18 protein-coding genes and 1 pseudogene are annotated in these 22,996 nt (G+C 62.5%); 8 read left to right on the top strand and 11 right to left on the bottom strand.

Annotated features, from left to right (window positions below; translation table 11 throughout):
- Nucleotides 1–72 precede the first annotated feature (72 nt).
- On the bottom strand, nucleotides 73–465 hold the full coding sequence (gene rpsI, locus CWE01_RS14830; protein WP_100941285.1) for a 30S ribosomal protein S9: 393 nt from the start codon (nucleotides 463–465) through the stop codon (nucleotides 73–75).
- Between the two features lie 14 nt (nucleotides 466–479).
- On the bottom strand, nucleotides 480–908 hold the full coding sequence (gene rplM / locus CWE01_RS14825) for a 50S ribosomal protein L13 (protein ID WP_100941284.1): 429 nt from the start codon (nucleotides 906–908) through the stop codon (nucleotides 480–482).
- 245 nt (nucleotides 909–1,153) lie between these two features.
- On the opposite strand from rplM, the gene CWE01_RS14820 reads away from it, so the two are divergent.
- Nucleotides 1,154–2,194: an NADP(H)-dependent aldo-keto reductase gene (locus CWE01_RS14820; protein ID WP_100941283.1), complete on the top strand. Its 1,041-nt coding sequence runs from the start codon at nucleotides 1,154–1,156 to the stop codon at nucleotides 2,192–2,194.
- Between the two features lie 102 nt (nucleotides 2,195–2,296).
- Here the strand turns inward: CWE01_RS14820 and CWE01_RS14815 are convergent, their stop codons facing one another.
- Nucleotides 2,297–3,433, bottom strand: a complete 1,137-nt coding sequence (locus tag CWE01_RS14815; RefSeq protein ID WP_100941282.1) for an acyl-CoA dehydrogenase family protein — start codon at nucleotides 3,431–3,433, stop codon at nucleotides 2,297–2,299.
- A 260-nt stretch (nucleotides 3,434–3,693) separates the two neighbouring features.
- Between CWE01_RS14815 and CWE01_RS14810 the strand changes: the two genes are divergently transcribed.
- From CWE01_RS14810 to CWE01_RS14790, 5 genes are all read left to right on the top strand, one after another.
- Nucleotides 3,694–4,590, top strand: a complete 897-nt coding sequence (locus CWE01_RS14810; protein ID WP_177145042.1) for a GlxA family transcriptional regulator — start codon at nucleotides 3,694–3,696, stop codon at nucleotides 4,588–4,590.
- Nucleotides 4,591–4,727: 137 nt separating this feature from the next.
- Nucleotides 4,728–6,707: an NAD(P)/FAD-dependent oxidoreductase gene (locus CWE01_RS14805; protein WP_100941280.1), complete on the top strand. Its 1,980-nt coding sequence runs from the start codon at nucleotides 4,728–4,730 to the stop codon at nucleotides 6,705–6,707.
- A 112-nt stretch (nucleotides 6,708–6,819) separates the two neighbouring features.
- Nucleotides 6,820–7,716 carry a nitrilase family protein gene (locus CWE01_RS14800; protein WP_100941279.1) on the top strand — a complete coding sequence of 299 codons (897 nt, stop codon included), beginning with the start codon at nucleotides 6,820–6,822 and terminating at the stop codon, nucleotides 7,714–7,716.
- A gap of 11 nt (nucleotides 7,717–7,727) precedes the next feature.
- A complete protein-coding gene (locus tag CWE01_RS14795) occupies nucleotides 7,728–8,885 on the top strand; it encodes a hypothetical protein (protein ID WP_256579357.1) in 1,158 nt (385 codons plus the stop codon).
- 84 nt (nucleotides 8,886–8,969) lie between these two features.
- Nucleotides 8,970–9,953, top strand: a complete 984-nt coding sequence (locus tag CWE01_RS14790) for an asparaginase (RefSeq protein ID WP_100941278.1) — start codon at nucleotides 8,970–8,972, stop codon at nucleotides 9,951–9,953.
- A gap of 57 nt (nucleotides 9,954–10,010) precedes the next feature.
- Here the strand turns inward: CWE01_RS14790 and CWE01_RS14785 are convergent, their stop codons facing one another.
- Nucleotides 10,011–10,997: a GlxA family transcriptional regulator gene (locus CWE01_RS14785; protein ID WP_256579356.1), complete on the bottom strand. Its 987-nt coding sequence runs from the start codon at nucleotides 10,995–10,997 to the stop codon at nucleotides 10,011–10,013.
- A gap of 71 nt (nucleotides 10,998–11,068) precedes the next feature.
- On the opposite strand from CWE01_RS14785, the gene CWE01_RS14780 reads away from it, so the two are divergent.
- Nucleotides 11,069–11,854 carry an MBL fold metallo-hydrolase gene (locus CWE01_RS14780; protein WP_100941276.1) on the top strand — a complete coding sequence of 262 codons (786 nt, stop codon included), beginning with the start codon at nucleotides 11,069–11,071 and terminating at the stop codon, nucleotides 11,852–11,854.
- 43 nt (nucleotides 11,855–11,897) lie between these two features.
- Here CWE01_RS14780 and zapE read toward each other — a convergent pair whose 3' ends face one another.
- The 3 genes from zapE to CWE01_RS14765 form a co-directional block, all read right to left on the bottom strand.
- Nucleotides 11,898–12,992: a cell division protein ZapE gene (gene zapE, locus CWE01_RS14775; RefSeq protein WP_100941275.1), complete on the bottom strand. Its 1,095-nt coding sequence runs from the start codon at nucleotides 12,990–12,992 to the stop codon at nucleotides 11,898–11,900.
- 90 nt (nucleotides 12,993–13,082) lie between these two features.
- On the bottom strand, nucleotides 13,083–14,438 hold the full coding sequence (locus tag CWE01_RS14770) for a tryptophan--tRNA ligase (protein WP_100941274.1): 1,356 nt from the start codon (nucleotides 14,436–14,438) through the stop codon (nucleotides 13,083–13,085).
- A gap of 14 nt (nucleotides 14,439–14,452) precedes the next feature.
- Complete coding sequence (locus CWE01_RS14765; RefSeq protein WP_100941408.1) at nucleotides 14,453–15,082, bottom strand: alpha/beta hydrolase; 630 nt, start codon at nucleotides 15,080–15,082, stop codon at nucleotides 14,453–14,455.
- A 149-nt stretch (nucleotides 15,083–15,231) separates the two neighbouring features.
- On the opposite strand from CWE01_RS14765, the gene CWE01_RS14760 reads away from it, so the two are divergent.
- A complete protein-coding gene (locus CWE01_RS14760) occupies nucleotides 15,232–15,666 on the top strand; it encodes a YhcB family protein (protein WP_100941273.1) in 435 nt (144 codons plus the stop codon).
- A 194-nt stretch (nucleotides 15,667–15,860) separates the two neighbouring features.
- Here the strand turns inward: CWE01_RS14760 and CWE01_RS14755 are convergent.
- The 4 genes and pseudogenes from CWE01_RS14755 to CWE01_RS14740 all read right to left on the bottom strand — a co-directional run.
- Nucleotides 15,861–16,595, bottom strand: a pseudogene (locus tag CWE01_RS14755) (OmpA family protein); the annotation flags it as partial.
- Between the two features lie 96 nt (nucleotides 16,596–16,691).
- A complete protein-coding gene (locus tag CWE01_RS14750) occupies nucleotides 16,692–17,336 on the bottom strand; it encodes an MBL fold metallo-hydrolase (RefSeq protein WP_100941271.1) in 645 nt (214 codons plus the stop codon).
- 44 nt (nucleotides 17,337–17,380) lie between these two features.
- The gene (locus tag CWE01_RS14745) at nucleotides 17,381–18,670 is read right to left on the bottom strand and encodes an MFS transporter (protein ID WP_100941270.1); all 1,290 of its coding nucleotides are present in this window, start codon (nucleotides 18,668–18,670) and stop codon (nucleotides 17,381–17,383) included.
- Nucleotides 18,671–18,712: 42 nt separating this feature from the next.
- Nucleotides 18,713–22,996 carry a hybrid sensor histidine kinase/response regulator gene (locus CWE01_RS14740; RefSeq protein ID WP_256579362.1) on the bottom strand — a complete coding sequence of 1,428 codons (4,284 nt, stop codon included), beginning with the start codon at nucleotides 22,994–22,996 and terminating at the stop codon, nucleotides 18,713–18,715.

Raw genomic sequence — 22,996 nt, 5'->3', positions numbered from 1 at the left:
GCCCGGTTTCGCGAGGAAACCGGGCCTTTTGTAGAACGTATAGCTGAAACGTAGAGCGGTACGGGGACCGAATTAACGCTTCGAGTACTGCGGACGCTTACGCGCTTTACGCAGACCGACTTTCTTACGTTCAACTTCACGAGCATCGCGGGTTACGAAGCCGGCTTTGCGCAGCGCACCACGCAGAGTCTCGTCGTAATCCATCAGAGCGCGAGTGATACCGTGGCGGATTGCGCCAGCTTGACCACTTACACCACCACCGATGACAGTGACGTAGATATCGAATTTCTCGGTAGTCTCAGTCAGTTCCAACGGCTGGCGAACTACCATGCGGGCAGTTTCGCGACCGAAGAACGAGTCCAGGGTGCGGTTGTTGATGGAGATGTTACCAGTACCCGGACGCAGGAAAACGCGTGCGGTTGCGGTCTTGCGACGGCCAGTGCCGTAATTTTGAGTCGCCGACATAATGAACTATTCCGTTAAATCTTCAGTTCTTGGGGCTGCTGAGCAGTATGAGGGTGAACAGCGCCCGCATAGACTTTCAGCTTACGGTACATGTCGCGACCCAGCGGGTTCTTAGGCAGCATGCCTTTGACCGCGGTCTCGATCACGCGCTCAGGGGCTTTAGCGATCAGCTTTTCGAAGTTGATCGACTTGATGCCGCCCGGGAAACCGGAGTGGGAGTAGTAGATTTTGTCGGTGGTTTTAGCACCGGTCACACGAATCTGCTCGGCATTGATAACAACGATGTAGTCACCGGTGTCAACGTGCGGAGTGTATTCGACTTTGTGCTTGCCACGCAGGCGGCTCGCGATTTCGGTGGCCAGACGACCCAGGGTCTGACCAGCAGCGTCGACGATAAACCAGTCGCGCTTAACTGTTTCCGGTTTAGCAGTAAAAGTTTTCATTCTTTATAGCCTCAGGGGCCGCCTGTAAATAAGACGGCGGATCTTACTGAATAGTGCGTACTTTGACAAGGTCAAAGGCAGCCGGATACAGACGCTTTCGGGGGCTCGGGTCGGCGCGTCCGTTCAACGGCAAGATTCTTTGGCGGCGGCGCATCACTTCCACTGCATAAAGAGGTGCGTAATTATGCAGATTGCCAAAAAAATTTCAACCTGCTTTTATGGTCGTTTTCCCACAGGAGCAGCCAATGGAATACCGTCAGCTAGGCCGGACCGATCTGAACGTGAGCGCAATTTGCCTGGGGACCATGACCTGGGGCGAGCAGAACACCCAGGATCAAGCCTTTGCCCAGATCGAACGGGCGAAAGGCGCCGGGATCAATTTCATCGACACCGCCGAGATGTATCCGGTGCCGCCCAAGGCCGAAACCTACGCCAGCACCGAGCGCATGATCGGTAACTGGTTCAAGCAGCGCGGCGACCGTGCCGACTGGATCCTGGCGAGCAAGATCGCCGGCCCCGGCAACGGCATCGGCTATATCCGCGACGGCCAGCTCAAGCACAACCGCCAGCATATCGTCGAAGCCCTGGATGCCAGCCTCAAGCGCCTGCAGACCGACTGGATCGACCTCTACCAGTTGCACTGGCCAGAGCGCAGCACCAATTTCTTCGGTCAATTGGGCTACAAGCACAAGGCCGATGAAGACTTCACGCCGATCGAGGAGATCCTCGAAGCGTTGGACGAACAGGTCAAGGCCGGCAAGATCCGCCATATCGGCCTGTCCAACGAAACCCCGTGGGGCACCATGAAATTCCTGCTCGAGGCCGAGCGTCGCGGCTGGCCGCGGGCGGTGTCGATCCAGAACCCCTACAACCTGCTCAACCGCAGCTTTGAAGTGGGCCTGGCGGAAGTTGCCCTGCGCGAGCAATGCGGCCTGCTGGCGTACTCACCGATGGCGTTCGGCTTTCTGTCGGGCAAGTATGAAGGCGGTGCCCGGCCGGACAAGGCGCGCCTGAGCCTGTACAGCCGTTTCAGCCGTTATTTCAACCCGCAGTCGGAAGCGGCGTGCAGCCGTTATGTCGCCCTGGCCCGTGAACACGGCCTGGACCCGGCGCAGATGGCTTTGGCGTTTGTGACCCAGCAACCGTTCGTCACCAGCAACATCATTGGCGCGACGACGCTGGAGCAACTGGACAGCAACATTGCCAGCGCCGAGCTGAAGTTGTCGGAGGAAGTGCTGGCGGGGATCGAGGCGATCCACAAGGATCACCCGAACCCGGCGCCGTAAGCTTCGGTGTGCGCAAAACTGTAGGAGCCGGCTTGCCGGCGATAGGGCCCGCAAGGACACCATCGCTGCCAAGCCAGGCCCCACCCTCGACTGTCCACGCCCTCAAAGCGACCGCGCAATGATCTCCTTCATGATCTCGTTGGTCCCCGCATAAATGCGCTGCACCCGCGCATCCGCCCAGGCCCGGGCCACCGGGTATTCCCACATGAACCCGTAGCCACCATGCAACTGCACGCATTCGTCGAGCACCTTGCATTGCAGGTCGGTGCCCCAGTACTTGGCCATCGCCGCCGTCGGCACATCGAGCAGGCCTTGCAGATGCAGCTCCAGGCAGCGGTCGACAAACACCCGGCCGATCTGGATCTCGGTAGCCATTTCCGCCAGCTTGAAGCGGGTGTTCTGGAAGTCGGCAATGGACTTACCGAAGGCCTTGCGTTCACGGGTGTATTCCAGCGTCCACTGCAACGCCGCCTCGGCCGAGGCCAAACCACCGATTGCCACCGTCAGGCGCTCTTGCGGCAACTCCTGCATCAAATAGGCAAAACCTGCTCCGGCCTGGCCCAGCAGATTTTCCCTCGGCACCCGCACATCCTGGAAAAACAGCTCGGAGGTGTCCTGGGCCTTCATCCCGACCTTTTCCAGGCGCTTGCCCTTGGCAAACCCCGGCGTATCGGCCTCGACCAGGAACAGGCTGGTGCCCTTGGCCCCGGCGTGCGGATCGGTCTTGGCGACGACGATCACCAGGTCGGCGAGAAAGCCGTTGGTAATAAAGGTCTTCGAGCCATTGAGCACATACTCGTCACCGTCCAGCACCGCCGTGGTCTTCACCCCTTGCAGGTCGGAGCCGGCCCCCGGCTCGGTCATCGCAATGGCCGTGACCATCTCGCCGGACACCAGCTTGGGCAGGTACTTGAGCTTCAGCGCTTCGCTGCCGTAATGCAGGATATAAGGCGCGACAATGTCCGAGTGCAGGGAAAAACCGATGCCGCTCAAGCCCTGCCGGCTGATCTCCTCGATCACCACGGCACTGTAGAGAAAGTCCGCCGCCATGCCGCCGTAGGCCTCCGGCAGATGGGAACAGAGCATCCCCTGCGCGCCCGCCTTGTTCCACAGTTCACGGTCGATATAGCCGCGTTTCTCCCACTGCGCATGGAAGGGCGCCGCTTCCTGCTCGAGAAACTTGCGCACACTGCTGCGAAACAGCTCGTGCTCGGGACTGAACAGGGTTCTGGGGATCATGGGGCACCTGCAAGGACACTGAGGCCAGGATTGGCCCGTAGAGCCTATGCCAGTGTTTTGCCGGGTAACACTGGACACATGCGACAAAAAATAAGACGATCCAGCCGTCTGTTGACCACTTTCCCCTATAAGAACTTTCCGCTAATAAGAACAATGGAATTATGGCTAATCCACTCTCCACGCCCTTGCGGCGCGTCAGCATCCTGGCTATCGACCGGGTATTCGCTTCCACCCTCATGCAAGCCAAGGATTTTTTCCACCTGGCCAGCCTGCGCTACGGCAAGCAGCTCGGCCAAGGACTCACCAAGGCCTTCGAGACCCGCCTGGTCAGCCCCGACGGCAAACCGGTGTGCAGCTTCAGCGATGTGATTCTGCCGGTGGACGGCGGCCTGGAAAATGCCGATGTGATCATCCTCCCGGCCTTCTGGGACGACTTCGAAACCTTGTGCCAGCGTTACCCGCAAGTCATGCCCTGGCTGCGCGAGCAGCATGCCCGCGGCGCCGTACTCTGCGGCGAAGCCACCGGGGTGTTCTGGCTGGCCGAAGCCGGCTTGCTCGATGGCAAGGAGGCGACCACCTACTGGCGTTTCTTCAACGCCTTCAGCGAACGCTACCCCAACGTCCAGCTGAACCAGGACAAGCACCTGACCGACGCCGACAACCTCTACTGCGCCGGCGGCACCACCTCGGCCTGCGACCTCTATATCTACCTGATCGAACGCTTCTGCGGGGCCAACGTCGCCCAGGCCGTGGCCCGCGACATTCTCTATGAGGTTCAGCGCAGCTACGCCCCGGGGCGTATCGGCTTCGGCGGCCAGAAGCTGCACCAGGACGTGATCATCCTGCAGATCCAGCAATGGCTTGAAGAGCATTTCGCCGACAAGTTCCGCTTCGAGGATGTCGCCCGGGAGCATGGCATGAGCATTCGCAACTTCATGCGGCGCTTCCAGACCGCCACCGGCGACAAGCCGTTGCACTACCTGCAACGCCTGCGGATCGAAACCGCCAAGGGCCTGCTCTCGGGCACCCGCAAGAGCATCAAGACCATCAGCTATGAAGTCGGCTATGACGACGCCAGCTTCTTTGCCCGGCTGTTCCGCCAGCACACCGAACTGTCTCCCAACCAGTATCGCCAGCAGTTCCAGCAAGCGGCATGAAGCCCGTGCGCCGTTTTCGACACTAAACGAAAGCGGCGCGCGACCTTGCATAATTAATTACCACAGCGCCCTGCCCTCGCCTTCGTAGACTCGCTCCGGCAATCACTACCGATTGCCACTGACAAGGAGCGTCGTACATGCCTATTGGATTGGCTCAACAGCAGCCCTCATTCCCTACACCGACGGTGGAGCCCCAGCGCACCTGGCGCGCCCGTTTCCCCAACCCGCCGGACCTGTGCTTCGACTATCGCCGACTGGTCGAGCAACCCGGCGGCGTCGCCCGCGCCACGGACCGCGCCCACCGGATCTGCATCATCGGCGCCGGCGTCACCGGCCTCAGCGCGGCCCATGAGCTGCTGCGCTGCGGCTTCACGGACATCACCCTGCTCGAACAGTCCCGGCGCATCGGCGGTCGCCACCTGACCGTGATCGACAAAAGCCAGCCCGCCACCACCGGTTCCACGCCCTTCGAAATGGGCGCGATGCGCCTGCCGTATTTCAACCGCGAGGGCGAGGCGCCGTTGAAAGGGCGCTCCGTGCTGGCGCACTACACCGAGCAGTTCAACCTGCGTCTTTCGGATTTCGCCAACCCCGGCAGCGCCCAGGTCAAGAGCACCGGGATTTTCCTCCGCGAGGGCCTGCTGGAGGGGCAGGAAACCCCAAGGATGCTGATCTGGGACAACCGCGACGGGCAGACCCCGCCCCCGGGAAAACTGCTGAAACAGGTCCACGAAAAATGGCGCCTGTTCGCCGAGCGCATGACCCGCCAGGTGGAAGCCCACTACGCCAGCGAGGGCTGGGAAAGCCTCTGGTCGGCGATTGTCCAGCGCTATGAAAGCCTGTCGTTTCGCAACCTCGTCACACTGCCCGCCATCAGTCACTGGCAAGCGGACGACCCGGGCAATTTCGGCGGCGTCGGCATGAGCGCCGAAGAATCGGCGATCTTCTATGCCATCGGTATCGGCGACGGCAGCTGGGGCGCGTTCTATGACGCCTGCAGCCTGTACCCGATCCGCACCGCGATCTTTGGTTTCAGCCATCGCCTGCAGTTGATGCACGGCCGCGTCGATGAGCGCGGCAATCCGCTGCCATCACCGCATCTGCAGGCCGGCACGCTGCTCGACTGCAACGGCCTGGCCTTCGACGCACCGCGCTACCTGGGTGTCGCCGCCCTCGACGAATGCCTGTTGTTCATGCCGGTCGAAGGGCGTGGCCTGTCCTTCTACGAGCATTGCCGGCAGCGCGGCGCCGGGTTCGCCACCCAGGCCCAGGTCAACGGCCTGAGCAAACTGCCCAACCAGCAGATTCGCGTCGACTACGCCTGGCAATGGAACGATCCGCAGCGCCGCGAGCGGCGCAGTGAAGTCTTCGACTCGGTGATTCTCACCCTCCCGTCCTGGCTGATCGAAACCACCGTCGAGCTCAAGGGCTTCGACGAACGGATGCTGCCGTTCCACATCCGCAGCGCCTACAAGACCGCCCACTGGGAAACCAGCTGCAAGGTGTTTGCGCCGCTGAAAAAAAGCTTTTTCACCGAGCCCCACGGCATCCCCCAGGCGCTGGTCACCGACAGCCTGATCCATGACATGTACACCTACAGTTACAACGACACCTATCCCTATGACTGCATCCTGCTGAGTTACACCTGGGAGGACGACGCCACCAAACTCGCGCTGTTTTCGGACCAGGAGCTGGTTGAGAAATGCGTCGGCGAGCTGGATCGCATACTGCTGCACGCGAGCAATATCAATCGGCGGATCTCACCCTATATCGACACGCAAAAGGCCGCGGTGCATCGCTGGATGAGTGATCGCAATGCCCTCGGTGCGGCCAAGCTCTATCGTCCCGGCACCTATTACGAAGCCATCGACCTGATGAACTACAACCGCCACTACTCCGCCCGTTCCGGGCTCTACCTGTGCGGCGAGTCCTTTTCGGTCGACGCCGGCTGGACCGAGCCCTGCCTGCGGGGTGCCCTCGATGCCACGATCCATCTGTGCCAGCGAACCGGCGCAACATTCAATGGAGGTTTCAGCTTGAAGCACTACCCCGAATACAGCGGGCGACCACCGGCCAGCGAGTCACCAACGGCGTTCAGTATTCCCAGGCTGTTCTAGGAAATACCCGACTGGTTTACCGGAGGCCCACCGACATACACCACTCATTGAATGGCTTCTCATAGGCGTATCAACCCATTCGGGTTGAATAACAAGAATGAGAGCACCTCAAATGAATGAATCTCGCCCCGCTGTCAGTCCCGTACGCGTCGCCGTCGTGCAGTTCGATCCCCAGGCCGGCGTTGCCCACACCCCGTATAACCTGGACCGCAGCCTTGCGCTGGCGGGCCAGGCGGTGCGCGGTGGCGCCAACCTGATCGTGCTGCCGGAACTGGCCAACACCGGCTACAGCTTCCAGAACCGCCAGGAAGCATTTCTCCACGCCGAAGCCGTACCGCAAGGTCCCAGCGTGCAGGCCTGGGTAAATTTCGCACAAGAGCATCGGATCTACCTCGCAGCCGGAGTCGCCGAATGTGACGGGGTGCAGTTATTCGATACCGCAGTGCTGGTCGGCCCGGACGGGTTTATCGGCAAGTACCGCAAGGCCCATTTATGGAACGAGGAGAAGCTCTGGTTCACCCCCGGCGACCTGGGCTTTCCGGTCTTCGACACGCCCATCGGGCGGATCGGCCTGCTGATCTGCTGGGACATCTGGTTTCCCGAAGTACCACGCCTGTTGAGCCAGCAGGGTGCGGATATCATCTGCAGCCTGAACAACTGGGTATGGACCCCACCGCCGCTGTTCGATGAAACCGGCAAATGCATGGCCTCGTACCTGACCATCACCGCCGCCCACGTCAATAACGTGTTTATCGCCGCGGCCAATCGTGTCGGCAGCGATCGCGGCGAGCGTTTCCTCGGCTGCTCGCTGATCGCCGGGACCAACGGCTGGCCCCTCAGCGAGGTGGCCTCGCCCATCGATGAGGCCGTGCTGTTTGCCGATATCGATCTGGTCAGCGCCCGCAGCGCACCGATCTGGAACAGCCTGAACGACCTGCCCAGGGACCGCCGGACCGACCTCTACGACGACATGCTCGGCTACCTCCACCATCCTTCTCTGCCGCGCTGAAGGGGATCGAGATGAACATTGTCTCCAACCCCGGCCGGCTCGCCGGCCTGTTCGGCCTGGGCCTGGTCGTTCCGGGCCTGCTGCTGGTCTGGCTGAGCCTGCCGTTCGGCGGGTCCGGCTACCTGCACATGATGGAAACCCTGCCCGCCGCCAGTGCCTGGCTGCGCTGGGTGCTCGGCGATATCAGCGAAATGGTCTTCTACAAACATGAGCTGGCTTCGCTGGGCCTGCTGGCCGGTGCCGGCCTGGCCCATTGGGCCCACCGCCGGGGCAAGGCCTGGCAGGGCTTTGCCATTTGTTATGGCAGCGGCCTGTGGCCCTGGTTGATCGGCAGTTCGCTGCTGGGCCTGTTGTTGAGCAACCTGCTGTGGGGCTGGAGCGTGCCGCGTTATGGCTGGCAACCGACCTTCGCCGCCTTTGTCTCCGTTCCGGCCGCCACCGTGCTGCTGTTTGGCGCGGGCATGCGGATCGCCGTCAGCGGTGCGGTCATGGGGGCGTTGCTGGTTACGCCGCTGTGCCTGCTATTGGTCAACTTTGTCTGTAACCCGCTGGACCTGCCGGCGGTGATCGGCAATGTGCTGGGGATGGCTCTCGGCAGCGTGATCGCCTTTACGCTCTGTCGGCGTTGGCCGGCGCTGGTGAAACCCGAGCCTGCGTCGGCCGCTGCACCAGCGCCTGCGCCGAAAGCGGGGAATCACGGGCTGGTCTGGGGCATGCGCCGGGTACTCGCCGATTTTTCCGAAGCGCCGTTTTTCGGTAACGAATGGGCGAGCCTGGGATTGCTGTTGGGGGTATTGCTGGCCTACGGGCTCAACCCGGCCGGGCCAGTCTACGGTTCGGACCTGCTGCTGCCGATGCTCGCGGCCCAGGCCCTGGCGTCGGCCATTGGTGTGATGGTCTGGCGCCGGCAATGGATTGCGCGGGGTTGGTATCCGACCTATATCCCGATTGTCTCGGTCGCCCCGGCCGCCGTACTGATCCATGGTGGCGGAACGCTGGTGGTGATCGCCAGCGCCCTGCTCGGCGCCTTGATCGCACCGCCGCTGGCCGTCGCCCTGTCGCGGCGGGTCCCCGGGCATATGCACCCGTATATCGGCAATGTCTTGTCGATGGCCCTCAGCACGGTGCTGATCGTGCCGCTGCTCGGCTGGCTGCTCAAGCTGGCCTGAATCGAACAGCGCTTTTCCTTCCACCCGGCGGTACTCTGGTGCCGCCGGTATCGCCGCTTCCCGACCTTTATCAGCGAGAGCACCATGTCCCTGCCTCAACTTTCCATCGCCGCCCTGGGCGGCACCGTCAGCATGCAAGCCGCCCACCCGGATCAGGGTGTGGTGCCCAGCGTCAACGGCCAGGCTCTGCTGGAGCAGGTCCCGCTCCTGACGACTCTGGCCCGGATCCACGTCGAGACCTTGTGCCTGCAACCCAGCGCCTCGCTGGAGTTCGACTTTCTGCTCGGTGTCCTCGACTGGGCCAGGCGCCAGGTCGAACAAGGTGCCAGCGGCGTGGTGATCACCCAAGGCACCGACACCCTGGAGGAGACCGCGTTCTTTTTCGAACTGCTCTGGGATCGTGAGGAGCCGCTGGTGTTGAGCGGTGCCATGCGCTCGGCCAAAGAAATCAGTGCCGACGGCCCGGCGAATCTGTTGCACGCAGGGTTGGTCGCGCTGGCGTGCGCCAGCCGTGGGCGTGGTGTCCAGGTGGTGATCAATGGCCAGATCCACGGTGCGAGCCGTGTGCGCAAGAACGATGCGCTGGCACTGGAAGCCTTTGGTTCGCCGGTGTTCGGCCCCAACGGCCTGGTCATCGAAAATGCCGTGCGCTATCTGCACGCTCCAGCACCGAGAAAAACCTTGCCATCACCGGTTCGCGTTGGGCAGCGGATAGCCCTGCTCGAAGCGTCGCTGTCAGCCGATACGCTGTTATTGGAGAAGCTGTTGGAGTTGGGATACGACGGTTTGGTGATCGCCGGTTTCGGCGCAGGTCACGTCAGCGAAGAATGGGCCAAGGCGATCACGCCGCTGGCGTTGAAGATCCCGGTGGTGATCGGCACACGCACCGGAGCCGGTTCAACCGCGAGTCACTCCTACGGCTTTACCGGCAGCGAAATCGACCTGATCCAGCGCGGCGCGCGGATGGCCGGTTTTCTGTGCCCGCGCAAGGCGCGGATTCTGTTGTGGCTGCTGATTGGCTGCCAGCGAAGCAGCGAACTACCGGAGTACCTGCGTCATTTCGGATAAGCCCTGTCGGAGTCAAGAACGCCGAAAGCTTCGTCGGCACGCCACACTGCGTATCCCTCAACGCCGCCCAAACTGCTGCCGATACTCAAGCGGAGTCAAATCGGTCAGCTCCTTGAACATCCGACGCAGGTTCGAATCACTGCTGAAACCCAGGTCGGCACTGATAGTGTTGACCGCCGTAGACGTCAGCATCAGCCGCTCACTGACCTGGTTGAGCTTGATACAACGGGCATAAGCCGCCACGGCAACGCCCGTTTCAGCACTCACCCTGCGCGCCAACGTGCGTGGCGACAACCCCAACTGCTCCGCCAGCCGCTGCACAGTGATCTGCTCCGCCGGCGAGTCCTCGACACAGCGGTGCAACTGCCGCAACAACGAACTCGATTGCTCGATCAGGCTCATCGCCGCAAAGGCCGGATGCGCCTGGACCGGACGCGCCAGCACCATCAATTTGGCCAGATCGTGAAACATCTCCTGACCGATCGCCTGCTCGATCAACGCCTGGGCAATCGGCAAATAGCCAGTCACCCCGGAAGCCGTCGCGGTCGACGGATTGATCACCCAGTGACGCTGGCTCTGCCAGTTCACCTTGGGATAACGCCGGGCCATGGCACCCGCCAACCACCAGGTCACCGTTGCCGCCTGCCCCTCCAGCCGCCCGCTCGCAGCGATGAGGCAGACACCGGTGCAATAACTCCACAACTGCACCCGCTTCGGACAAGCCGCCAAGGCCAACACCAAAGCGTTGTTATCGCTTACGACCTTCTCGACCTGCCGGGAAGACTCGGCCCAGAAGCCGGCAATCAGCAGCGCATCAACGTCCACCTCTGACAAGGCCTGGGACACCTGCAACGACACACCACCAGCACACACCACCGGGCCTGCCTGCAAGGCGACAAACAGGGTTTCGAAGAGCGTCTGCGAAGCGCGACGGTTGGCGGCATACAAAAGATCGGCAAAGGACAGCAGCCCCGACGGTATGCAACCCGGGTACAGCAGCAATCCAATTCGAAGAGGCCGGCTCATGGCAGAAACAGAATCCATTATGTCCAATCCTGCCATTCTGCGTGAGCGCCCGGTCGAACACAATGCAACCTCTTCCCAGAGGTATGAGCATGCACATCCATCAGCTACGCAATGCGACGATTATCCTGGAGTTCGGCCGTCATCGTATTTTGGTCGACCCGATGCTGGCGCGCAAAAACGCCCTGCCACCCTTGCGCGTATTCCGCGCCAGGAACCGCAACCCGCTGGTCGAATTGCCGGTATCGGCCACCGAGGCACTCCAGTCGGTCACCCATTGCCTGATCACCCATTGCCAGAAAGGTCACTTCGACCACCTCGATCGCGCCGCGAAAAAATGGCTGCGCGACACCGGCACGCCGGTGATCTGCACGCCCCACGACGCGGCCTATCTGGCCACCCACGACCTGAACGTACAGCCGTTGCCCGGCGACCACGAACAGCCCAGCCCTTTCCTCGACGGTCAGATCCGCACGGTGCGCTGCACCCACGGCCTGGGACTGGTGGGCAAGCTGATGGAACACGGGGTGGGTTATCTGATTGAAATGCCGGGCGAGCCCAGTCTCTTCCTGAGTGGCGATACCCTGCTCACCCCGACCGTCAAGGCATTCATCGCCGAGCATCGGCCACAACTGTCCGTCGTACCGGCGGGCGGCGCGCGATTCGATCTGGGTGGGGACATCATCATGGGGGTTGAAGAGGTCGTCGAATTCACAAAGCTGTCAGCGGGCCTGGTGATCGCCAATCACCTGGAAGCCCTCAGCCATTGCCCGGTGAAACGCCGCTCGCTGGCCGACGCGGCGCAACTGGCCGGCGTCGAAGCGCGCCTGCTGATTCCCGAGGATGGAGAAGTCTTGACCTTCCCCTCCGCCGGGTAACCCCGAACACAGCGCGGCTCAAGGGCCGCGCCGGGGATCGCGCTTAAGGCTTGTGCGCCCGCGACAGGAACTCGTGGGACTGCATTTCCAGCAAGCGGCTCAAGGTGCGCTGGAACTCGAAGTTCAATCGCCCGCCGGTGTAGAGATCCTTGAGTTCGACTTCCGCCGAGATGATCAGCTTGACGTTGCGGTCGTAGAATTCGTCGACCATGTTGATGAATCGACGGGCGATATCATCGGTGGTGACGCTCATCTGCTCGACACCGCTAAGCAACACGGCATGGAAAATCTTGCCCAGTTCGATGTAGTCGTTCTGGCTGCGCGGGCCATCGCAGAGTTCGCGGAAGTCGAACCAGGCCACGTCGTCGCAGGTACGGATCGCGCGAATCTCGCGATTCTCGATCATCAGCACGTCGTTCTCGAGGGCCTGGGTGCATTCCGGCGTCAGCGCGCGGAAGCTCTTGCGCAGGCTTTCCTCGGCCACTGCGTTCAGCGGGAAGTGGAACAGCTCGGCCTGCTCCAGGTGACGCAGGCGATAGTCGACGCCGCTGTCGACGTTGACGATCTCGGTGTTCTGCTTGATCAGGGCAATCGCCGGCAGGAAGCGCGCACGTTGCAGGCCGTCCTTGTACAAGCCGTCCGGCACGATGTTCGAGGTGGCCACCAGGGTCACGCCGTTCTTGAACAGCTCTTCCATCAAGGTGCCGAGAATCATCGCGTCAGTGATATCGGAAACGAAGAACTCGTCGAAACAGATCACCCGGGTCTCGGCGGCAAAGCGCTTGGCGATCAGGGTCAGCGGGTTTTTCTCGCCGGTCAGGGTCTTCATTTCCTCGTGCACCCGCTTCATGAAGCGGTGGAAGTGCGTGCGGGTCTTTTCCTTGAACGGCAGCGCTTCGAAGAAGGTGTCCACCAGGTAGGTCTTGCCGCGACCGACACCGCCCCAGAAATACAGGCCCTTGACCGGCGCCTGGTCTTTCTTGCCGAACAGTTTGCCGAGCAGGCCCGGCTTGTTCTGCGAGGCCGCGATCAGGTCGTCGTACAAGCGCTGCAAATGGCGCACTGCCGTTTCCTGGGCCGCGTCGTGAAAGAACTCTGGGCGTTTCAGATCAGCTTGATATCGTTCTAGGGGCGTCATAATTTCGTTAGCAAGGTAACAAAAACGGGCCGTCACTTTAGCGACGGCCCGTGGGAATGGCAATCAACCCTTGGTCGGGAAGGCCTCGAATCAATCCTGTGCCGGGGTCAGCGCGACCCGCAATGCCTCGATGGCCGCGTCACGTGACACTTCGTCGGCGAACTCGGCGCTGTCGGCCACGCATTCGCCTTCCAGCCAGACGCTGAAACGCCCGGCTTCACTGCGAATATCCAGGGCCTGGCCGGCTTGCAATTGCTTGGTCACCGCGCCGGCGGCCTTGCCATCGGCAAAGTTCCGCGACAGCAGCAGTTGCTCGCCATCGGCGGCCAGCAGGCGGAAGCGGAAACTGCCGTCGTCTTCACGGAAGCTGACAAACCGCGCGGCCTTGGCGGCTTTCTTCTTGCTGCTCGCGGTCACCTGGGTCTGGTTGACGAAGGAGCGCAGGCCCACCGCCTCGCGCAGTTCGCCGAGGAACGGGGTGGCGACGCTGCGGGCTTTCTTCGCCCCGGCCTGGAGGATATCTTCCAGGTCAGACGGACGGGTGATCAGCTCGTGATAACGCTCGCGGGCCTCGCCCAGGTCATTGTCCAGCAGGGTGAACAGGCGGCCCTTGGCTTCGCCCCAACCCAACCCGCCCAGCAGCTCGCCACGGAATTCGGCGGCTTGTGCCGGGGTGGAAAACGCCTGGAACAGGGTGAACAGGTGCGAGTTGTCCGGGTCCTTGGCTTCGCCTGGCGCGCGGGAGTCGGTGACGATGCGCGAGATGGCGTCCTTCATGTCCTTGGCGCTGCTGAACAACGGGATGGTGTTGTCATAGCTCTTGGACATTTTCCGGCCATCAAGGCCCGGCAGCGTGGCGACGCTTTCCTCGATCAGCGCTTCGGGCATGACAAAGAACTCCTTGCCCTGGCCGAACAGGTGGTTGAAGCGCTGGCCGATGTCGCGGGCCATTTCCACGTGCTGGATCTGGTCGCGACCGACCGGCACCTGGTGGGCGTTGAACATCAGGATGTCAGCAGCCATCAGCACCGGGTAGCTGTACAGGCCCATGGTGATCCCGGCATCCGGGTCTTCACCGCCTTCAACGTTCTTGTCCACCGAGGCCTTGTAGGCATGGGCACGGTTGAGCAGGCCCTTGGCCGCGACGCAGGTCAGCAGCCAGGTCAGCTCGGGGATTTCCGGAATGTCCGACTGGCGATAGAAGGTCACGCGGTCCACATCCAGGCCACCGGCCAACCAGGTCGCGGCGATTTCCAGGCGCGAGCGCTGGATGCGCAGCGGGTCATCGCACTTGATCAGGGCGTGGTAGTCGGCCAGGAAGTAGAACGAATCGGCGTTGCTGTCACGGCTGGCGAGGATCGCCGGGCGGATCGCGCCGGCGTAGTTGCCCAGGTGCGGCGTGCCCGTGGTGGTGATGCCAGTGAGGATGCGCGTACGTGTGGTCATGGATGATCGCTTGTTCAATTCGAGAGGCGCGGCAGGATCAGATCCTTGAGATCGGTCAGCTTGCCGTGAAAAAAGTGTCCGCATTCTGCCACTTTCAGCAGCTCATGGGGGCGTTCCAGCGCGGCGGACCAATCATAGACAAGCTGCGGATCGATCACTTCGTCGGTTTCCGGCTGGATCAGGGTCAGCGGGCAGTTTTCCGGCAGACGGTCGACCGCCTGCAAACGCATGACCGCCGCCGCCACCAGGAACAGGTGCTGCAAGCTCTGGCCCTGGGCTTCCAGGCGACCGCCGAGGCTCGCCGCGACAAAACCGCCGAAGGAAAAACCGAACAGGGTCAGGGGCAGGTCCGGGTGCCGTTCGAGCAGCCATTGCGCGGCGGCCTGGGCGTCATCGACTTCGCCGTGGCCCATGTCGTGGCTGCCGGCACTGGCGCCGACGCCACGATAATTGAAGCGCAAGGTGATCAGGCCGGCATCGCGAGCGGTGCGTTGCAGGGTCGAGACGACCTTGTTGAGCATGGTGCCGCCCTGCACCGGATTGGGGTGGCAGATCAGCGCCAGGCCACGCGCTTCGGGCATGTCCAGGTACAAGGCTTCCAGTTGGCCGACAGGGCCATCGATCAATACAGGGGTTTCACGCATCAGCAAGGAAGGAACTCCGTGACCTCTCAAGGGGTCGACTCGTCTAGCTAAAAGTCTGTGCCTGACATGACTGCGACCTTAAGATCGCGGTATACAGCGCAGGTCCGAGCCGTTAACGTAAAGCAAAGCCGTTTATAGAGGAAGGACTCGTGGAACACTCGCTCTTAGTTTGGTTGTTGCCGACTCTTGCCCTGGTTGCCGGTGTCGCCATTGGTTTCCTGGTTGCCCGTCTGGTCCCGAGTGCCGCCCCGAGCAGCACGCAGCGTCAGTTGGACGATATCCAGGAACGTTTCGACAGTTATCAGAACGAAGTGGTCACCCACTTCAACAGCACCGCGACCCTGGTGAAAAAGCTCACCCAGAGCTACCAGGAAGTGCAAGAGCATCTCGCCGAGGGCGCCAACCGCCTGGCCCTCGACGACCTGACTCGCCAACGCCTGCTCGCCGCCCTGCACGCCGATGCGGCACAGAGCCCACGGGAACGCCTGACGCCACCGCGCAGCCAGGAGCCGCCGCGCGACTACGCGCCCAAGGCGCCGAATGCGCCCGGCATGCTGGATGAGCACTACGGCCTGAAAAAATAAGCCGGTTTCCCGCACCATGAAAAAGCCCGCCCGATCAGTGATCGGGCGGGCTTTTTTACGCCTGGGGTTCAGTCAGGCGATCAAGGGTACTGCTGCACCGGCTGGCCATACTGCTGGCCCTGTTGGTATTGCGGCTGACCTTGCTGCTGATACTGGGGTTGGCCTTGTTGCTGATACTGCGGCTGAACTTGTGGCGGATATGGCTGACCCTGTTGCTGACCTTGCGGCTGGCCATAGTTCTGGCCGGGAATCGCCTTCAGGTTGACCTCAACACGACGGTTCTGCGCCCGACCGTTGACATCGGCGTTGCTGGCCACCGGGTTATCCGGGCCGGCACCGCGAGCCGAAAGGTTGGCCCCGCTGACACCCTGGGACGTCAGGTAGCTCGCCACGCTCTGGGCCCGGCGCTGGGACAGGTCCATGTTGTGCTGGCGGCTGCCGGTACTGTCGGTGTAGCCGACGATCTCGATCTGGTTCTGGCTGAATTCGCGCAGCGAGCCGGCCAGGTTGTTCAGCGGCTGATAGAAGCTGGGGGAGATATCCGACGAATCGGTGGCGAAGGTGATATTGCCCGGCATGATCAACTTGATCTGATCACCCTGGCGCTGCACCTGGACCCCGGTATTGGCCATGCTCGCCCGCAGTTTCTTTTCCTGCTGGTCGGCGTAGTAGCCGTAACCGGCACCGGCCAGGCCGGCCAGGGCACCACCGACCATCGCACCTTGGCCATGGTTCTTGTGGTTGATCAACGCACCGGCTGCGGCGCCGGCCAGCACACCGATACCGCCGTACTTGACGGTATTGCTCACGCCCCCGGAGCTGGGTGGTTGCTGTGCCTGTCCCTGGCTGTCATATGGGTTTTGCGACGCGCAACCGGACACGATGGCGACGGCGGTAGCGAGGATAATCAAGCGACGCGAGGTGAACATGAATCAGGCTCCTACTCATTTTGGTGCAATCGAGGTTGAAGATAGACCTCTGTGGACCTTGGAACATGACGAATGGCGAAAATTCCATGAAACTTTTCAGCCGCGAACGAAAGGATTCTCGCGCATTTCCTCGCCCAGGAGAGTGTCAGGACCATGCCCGGTGACCACCGTCGCCCCTTCGTCCAGGGTGTACAGGCGCTGCTTGATCGAACGCACGATGGTGGCCTGGTCGCCACCCCACAGATCGGTGCGACCAATCCCGCGACGAAACAGCGTGTCTCCGGCAATCAGCAGTTTAGCCTCGGCAAACCAGAAACTCATGGAGCCCGGGGTATGTCCCGGGGTATGCAGCGCCACCCCGCAACCGCAGGCCAGTTCTTCATCGTCGGCCAGCCACTGGTCCGGCGGCGGCACCGGCACGTAAGGCACGCCGAACAGGTTGCATTGCATTTCCAGGTTGTCCCAGAGGAACTGGTCTTCCTTGTGCAGATGCAGGGTCGCGCCGGTTTTTTCCTTGAGTTGGCCGGAGGCCAGGAAATGATCCAGGTGCGCGTGGGTATGGATGATGCTGACCAGTTTCAGCCCATGGGCTTCGAGGCGGGCGAGAATCAGCTCCGGGTTGCCGCCCGGGTCGACGACGATGGCTTTCTTCGTGATCGGGTCGCCGATCAGGGTGCAGTTGCACTGCAAGGGGCCGACGGGAAAGGTTTCGCGGATCAGGGTAGGTTTTGCAGCGTCCATAGGTGTTCACTGTGAAGTTAATAGGGTGTGATGCAGCCCGAGGCTTATTCCTGCGGCTGGGGACAATACTGCGCCGGGCTTGATTCATCGCTGTTCACGCCGGCACGGTCGCTACCCTTGGGCACGAGCAATACCAGCACACCAGCGATGACTTCAAGAATCCCACTCCCGACGATGACGCTTCCCGGTTCGAAGTGGGCGTACAAGGCCGCGCCGCACGCGCCGGCAATCAGGATCGAAGCCCCCATCGCGGCAAATCGCAGCCGGGCCAGACCGGCAATCTCACTCTGCCTGAAGGTGGTTTGAATCAGCAGGATAAACGAGATGTCGATTACCGGACCGCCGAGGGCGGCCAGGCCGGCGCCGGACATGATGCCGGCCAGAACATGCTCCGCTGGCAGGTACAGCACCGCCGCACCGATGATCGCAATGCCCAGGCCATTGAGCACCGAACCGAAGCTGAAACCACCATACAGGCGACGGATCTGCAGGTTGCCGACGACAAAAATGCCGATCAGGTTACCCGCGCCATAAGCCCCCATGATCAGGCCGTAGACCGCAAAACCGTGGAAGCCAAAGCCCTGGATATCGTACCTGACCACCGCCAGCGCCATGCCGATGGACATCCCCAGGCTCCAGGCGACGTTGCCCAAACCGGCGCACACATACACCACTTGCATCCGCCGCCGACCGACCAGGCTGCGCCAACCCGCGGCAAACGCGGCGCGCCGACTGATCATTTGTGCCGGTTGACGCGGCAAGGCCTTGCCCAGCTTCATCAGCGCCCAGGCCGAGATCAGGAACGTCAGGCTATTGAGGGTAAACAACTGCTCCAGCGGAATCAGCAGAGTGATGGCCGCCGCCAGCATCGGCCCGATCACCCGCGCCACCCGGATGATCGCGTCGAACAGCGCGTTGACCGCCTGCAACTGCTCCGGCGCCGCGACAATCCGTGGCAGGCTGGCGCGCAAGGCCGGTTCGAACAGGGAGTTGACGATCATCATCAGCATGACCGGTATCGCCAGGGTCCACAGGCTCATGAAGCCCAACGCCCAGGCCAGCATCGGTATCAGGGCAAATCCGGCGCGCACCAGGTCAGCGCCGATCATCGTCCGTCGATGGTCCCAGCGCTCGGCCCAGATACCACCCAGCAACGCCCCCACCAACGCGGCGGCACCGCGCAAGGCGCCGAGCCAACTGGCATCGCTGCCGGCGACCTGCACCGCCATCCAGGCCACGGCGATCGCGAACAGTTCATCGCCGACCGCCGAGAGCGCCAGCCCTCCCCACAGCAACGCCACCGGTCGCTGCAGCAGGGGCCTAAACAGTTTCATCGAACATGCGGGTCCAATCCCTCTCCAAACCAAGACCTGGGTTCAAGAGAACGGCCCCGAAGCCGCCTCCCTGGGCGAATCCCCTCGATACCCGGTGCCAAACGCCACCTGCAACTGCTCGACACTGCGCACCAGCAATTCCTTGAGTTCCGGCAACCATTGCGGGTCTTCCAGCACCCGCAGCACCGCCGCCGCATCACCATACATCAGCTCGCGTTCGAGGGCACTGGCACGCAGCGACAAGGCCTGCGCGCCGACGGTACCGGAGCTGCCCTTGATCGCATGCAGCACCGCCGCCACCGCCGGCCCGTCACGGTCCTGCAGGTGTGCCGGGAGCAACGTCAGTTGTTTCTCCAGCTCAGCACCAAAGGTATGCAGGACGGTGCAGATCAATTCGAGGTTGCCGCCGAAGCGGCTCATGATCGAGTCACGCGGTTCGATCACCGACTCCGTCGAATGCTGATGTACCTCGCTCATCATCAACGGCTGAGGCGCCTCGCGCCCGGTCTGGACGCGCAGCTTCAGCACAAGCTGCTCAAGGTCGATGGGCTTGCTCACATGGTCGTTCATGCCCGCCGCCATGCAGGCTTCACGGTCGCTGTTGGAGGCGTTGGCGGTCATCGCCAGGATCGGCAACAGGGCAAAATGCGGGTGACGGCGAATCCGCCGCGTCGCCTCCAGGCCATCGATGTCCGGCATCTGGATATCCATCAGCACCGCGTCGAACGGCGTCGACGCCGACATGACCTGACTGACACCCTCCAGCCCGCCTTCCGCCAGGATGACCTGGGCGCCCTCGCCCCTCAGCAACTCGTCGGCGACCTGGCGGTTGAGAGCATTGTCTTCCACCACCAGCAAGCGCAAGCCCGCCAGGCGCCGGGGCCCGACCGGCCCGGGCAAGGCCTCGGGCAGCGGCTCGCTGCTGAAGGCGCGCTGGACCGCATCGGCCAACTGCCGCGGAGTCACCGGCTTGGTGAGAAAGCCGACAAACGGCGCATCGCCTTCGTGGTGCACATCCGCCAGGACTTCGCGCCCGTAGGCGGTAATCATGATCACCATCGGCGGCGGCGCGACTCGCTCCTGCAAGCTGATCAAGCGGGCGGCACTGAGGCCGTCCATGTCCGGCATGCGCCAATCCATCAGCACCACATCGTAGGGTTCGCCACGCAACTGCGCACTGCGCACAGCCTCGACCGCCGCCGTGCCGCCACTCACCGTGTCGGCGCTCCAGCCCAGGGAGCGTACGGTGCGCAGCAGCAGTTCGCAGGCCATGGAGTTGTCGTCGGCCACCAGCAGGCGCATCGTCGAATCAACACCAGGACAGGACAGCCGAAGGGCCTCCTCGCGGGCCACGTCCAGGCTGATATCGAACCAGAACCGACTACCGGCACCCACCTCGCTCTCGACCCGCAATTCACCGCCCATCAGGCCGACCAGCCGCTTGCAGATCACCAGGCCCAGCCCGGTGCCACCGAAGCGGCGACTGGTCGAGGCTTCCGCCTGGGTGAAACCGTCAAAGACGCGTTGCAACTGTTCGGCACTGATGCCGATGCCGGTATCGCACACTTCGACCCGAATCTTCACCAGGCCCTGCAAACGCTGCAACTGCCGGATACTGACCACCACCTGGCCCTGCTGGGTGAATTTCAGGGCGTTGCCGGCCAGGTTGATCAGCACCTGCTGCAACCGCAGGCTGTCGCCCACCAGGCTGCCGGGCAGGTTGGAGTCGAGGTCGAACATCACCTCGACTTCCTTGCTGCCCTGGTTGCCCGACAGCACCACCGCCAGGTCGCGCATCAGCGGTTCGAGTTCGAAGGGGTGCGGGTCCAGGCGCAGTTTGCCGGCTTCGATCTTGGAGTAGTCGAGGATATCGTTGAGCAGGCCGAGCAGTGACTTGGCCGCCGTCTGGGCCTTGACCACGTAGTCGCGCTGACGGGCATTGAGGTCGGTGTGCTGGACCAACTGCAACATCCCCAGCACCGCGTTCATCGGCGTGCGGATTTCATGGCTCATATTGGCCAGGAAGAACGACTTGGCGGCGCTGGCGCTGTCGGCGCGGTTCTTGGCCTGGAGCAGGTACGACTCCAACTCGCGTTGAGCGGTGATATCGCGGTTGATACCGGTCACCCGCAGGGCCTGCCCCTGGGCATCGCGCTCGACCTGGGCGCCGGCCTGAATGAAACGTATCCGGCCATCCGTCCCCTGCACACGGAAGATCGGGTCATACACAGCCTCCCCGGCAACAGCGGCCGCCAACTGCGCAGCGGCCGCCTCGACGTCCTCAGGGTGAACCCGCTCGTACCAGTGCGCATAGTTCAAACCGTTATCGCGCAACGTCAGCGGCTGGCTGTAGAACTCGAACATCCGATCATTCCATTGCAAGCCATTGTCCGACAGGGTCCAGGTCCAGATACCCAACTCGGCCACGTCGGCGGCCATCAACAATTGATCGCGGATCACCCGGCTCGCTTGCAGGCTCAACTCAAGCTGATGCTCGGCCGCCTTGCGCTGGGTGATATCGACAGCGATGCCCAGATAGCCCATCAGTTGCCCTTCGTCGTCGCGCAGGTCGGTCACCACCAGGCTGACCGGCACCTGCGAGCCATCCTTGCGCACATAGGTCCATTCGCGGGTTTCCGAGTGTTCGAACTCCGGCTTGTGGACAAAGACCCGAAAGCCCTCGATGACTTGCCCATACTCCGCACTGAGTTCAGCGGCACGCTCCATGACCTCCTGCTCCACGTGGAGGATCGCCGGAGTCGTCTTGCCCAGCACTTCCTCGGCGCGATAACCAAGCATGTGCTCGGCGCCTTCGTTGAACACACTGATCACGCCGTCCAGGTCGGTGGCGATGATCGACACCTCGGAGGCCGAACGCAGCACACTGCTGAACAGCAGGTTGATCCGCCGTAGCTCGCAGGTGCGTGCCGCCACCTGTTCTTCGAGGCTGGAATTGAGTTCGAGAATCCGCGCCTCGGCGGCCTTCTGCGCGCTGATGTCACGAAGAATCTTGGAAACACCGACCACCCGACCGCTTTCATCGCAGATGGGGGAAACATTGACCGACACATGGATACTGCGACCGTCCTTGCGCCGCCGCAGGGTATCGAAGTTGGTAATCGTCTCGCCGAGCGCGATACGCGCCAGGATATCGGCCTCTTCCGGGGACAACTCGAGCGGCACGATCAACTTCACCAGCGGCTGGCCCACCGCTTCCTGCGCGGTATAACCCAACAGGTTCTGCGCCCCCTTGTTCCAACTCGTCACAACACCTTGCAAGGTCTTGCCGATGATCGCGTCCGCCGAGCCCTCGACGATCGAGGCCAATCGCCCCTGCTCGGCGATCACCTGCAGGCGGCGCTGGGAACTGACCCCGGCAATCGCGGCGAGCGCGGCCAGCAGCAGGGTCGCCAGGACGCCGAGGGCAAACACCACGGTCGGCGACACCAGGTGCAGGCGCTGGGCGAACAGCGGCAGCGCTTCCAGGTCGACCCGCCAGCGCCGACCGAATATCTCGCGTTCCAGGGTATAGGTCATCAACCCCGTCGGCTGCACATCCTCCGCATAGCTCGTCTGGTAAAACTGTTCTTCCTCCCCCGGCACTGTAACGTCCGTGAGCCGCAGGTTGACGGCCTCGCTTTCCGGCAATAAACCGCCCAGCACACTCTCGATCAGCAACGGCGCGTAGCCCCAGCCCACCACCGCAGCCTCGCGCTCGGTCTCGGTGGGCGGGACGATACCGTCCTTGTAGATCGGCAACAGAATCAGGAACGACTGTTCCGGGCTGCCCACCGCCTGTACCAGCGTGATCGGCGAGGTGATGCGCGCACTTGCGCTACGCGCAGCCGCACGGGCGGCCTCGGCCCGGTCGGACTCCGAGGCGATGTCCAGGCCGAAGGCCGCCGACTGGTCGGCGTTCGGCTCCAGGTACTGGATCACATAGAGGTCGCCGTCATGGGGCGCAAACTGGTGAATCGTGAAGTCCGGTGCACCATCGGCCCGGGCCCGGCGCACAAACGCATCCAGTTCCTGAACCGGTACCCGGCGGATAAAGCCGAATCCACGGGCCCCGGGAAACTCCTTGGGCACGTCACGCATCTGGCTATAGCGGTGGAAGATCTCCCGCGTCATGCCATCCACGCCGGCGGTGATCATCGCGCCACGGGTACCGCGCAAGCCGTACTGGTACAACTGCAACCGGGTCAACACCGACTGCACCGCGCTTTCGGCCTCAGCCTCCAGGGCTTCGCGGGTACGTTGCTCATTGCTGTTGTGCAGGATCAGGCATCCCACGACAGTCGCCACCAGCCCCAGGGCCAGGATCAT

Source organism: Pseudomonas sp. QS1027 (genome assembly GCF_002814235.1).
GTDB lineage: Bacteria > Pseudomonadota > Gammaproteobacteria > Pseudomonadales > Pseudomonadaceae > Aquipseudomonas.
Note: the sequence above shows the minus strand (reverse complement) of the source record. Positions and strands in the feature narration are given on the sequence as shown.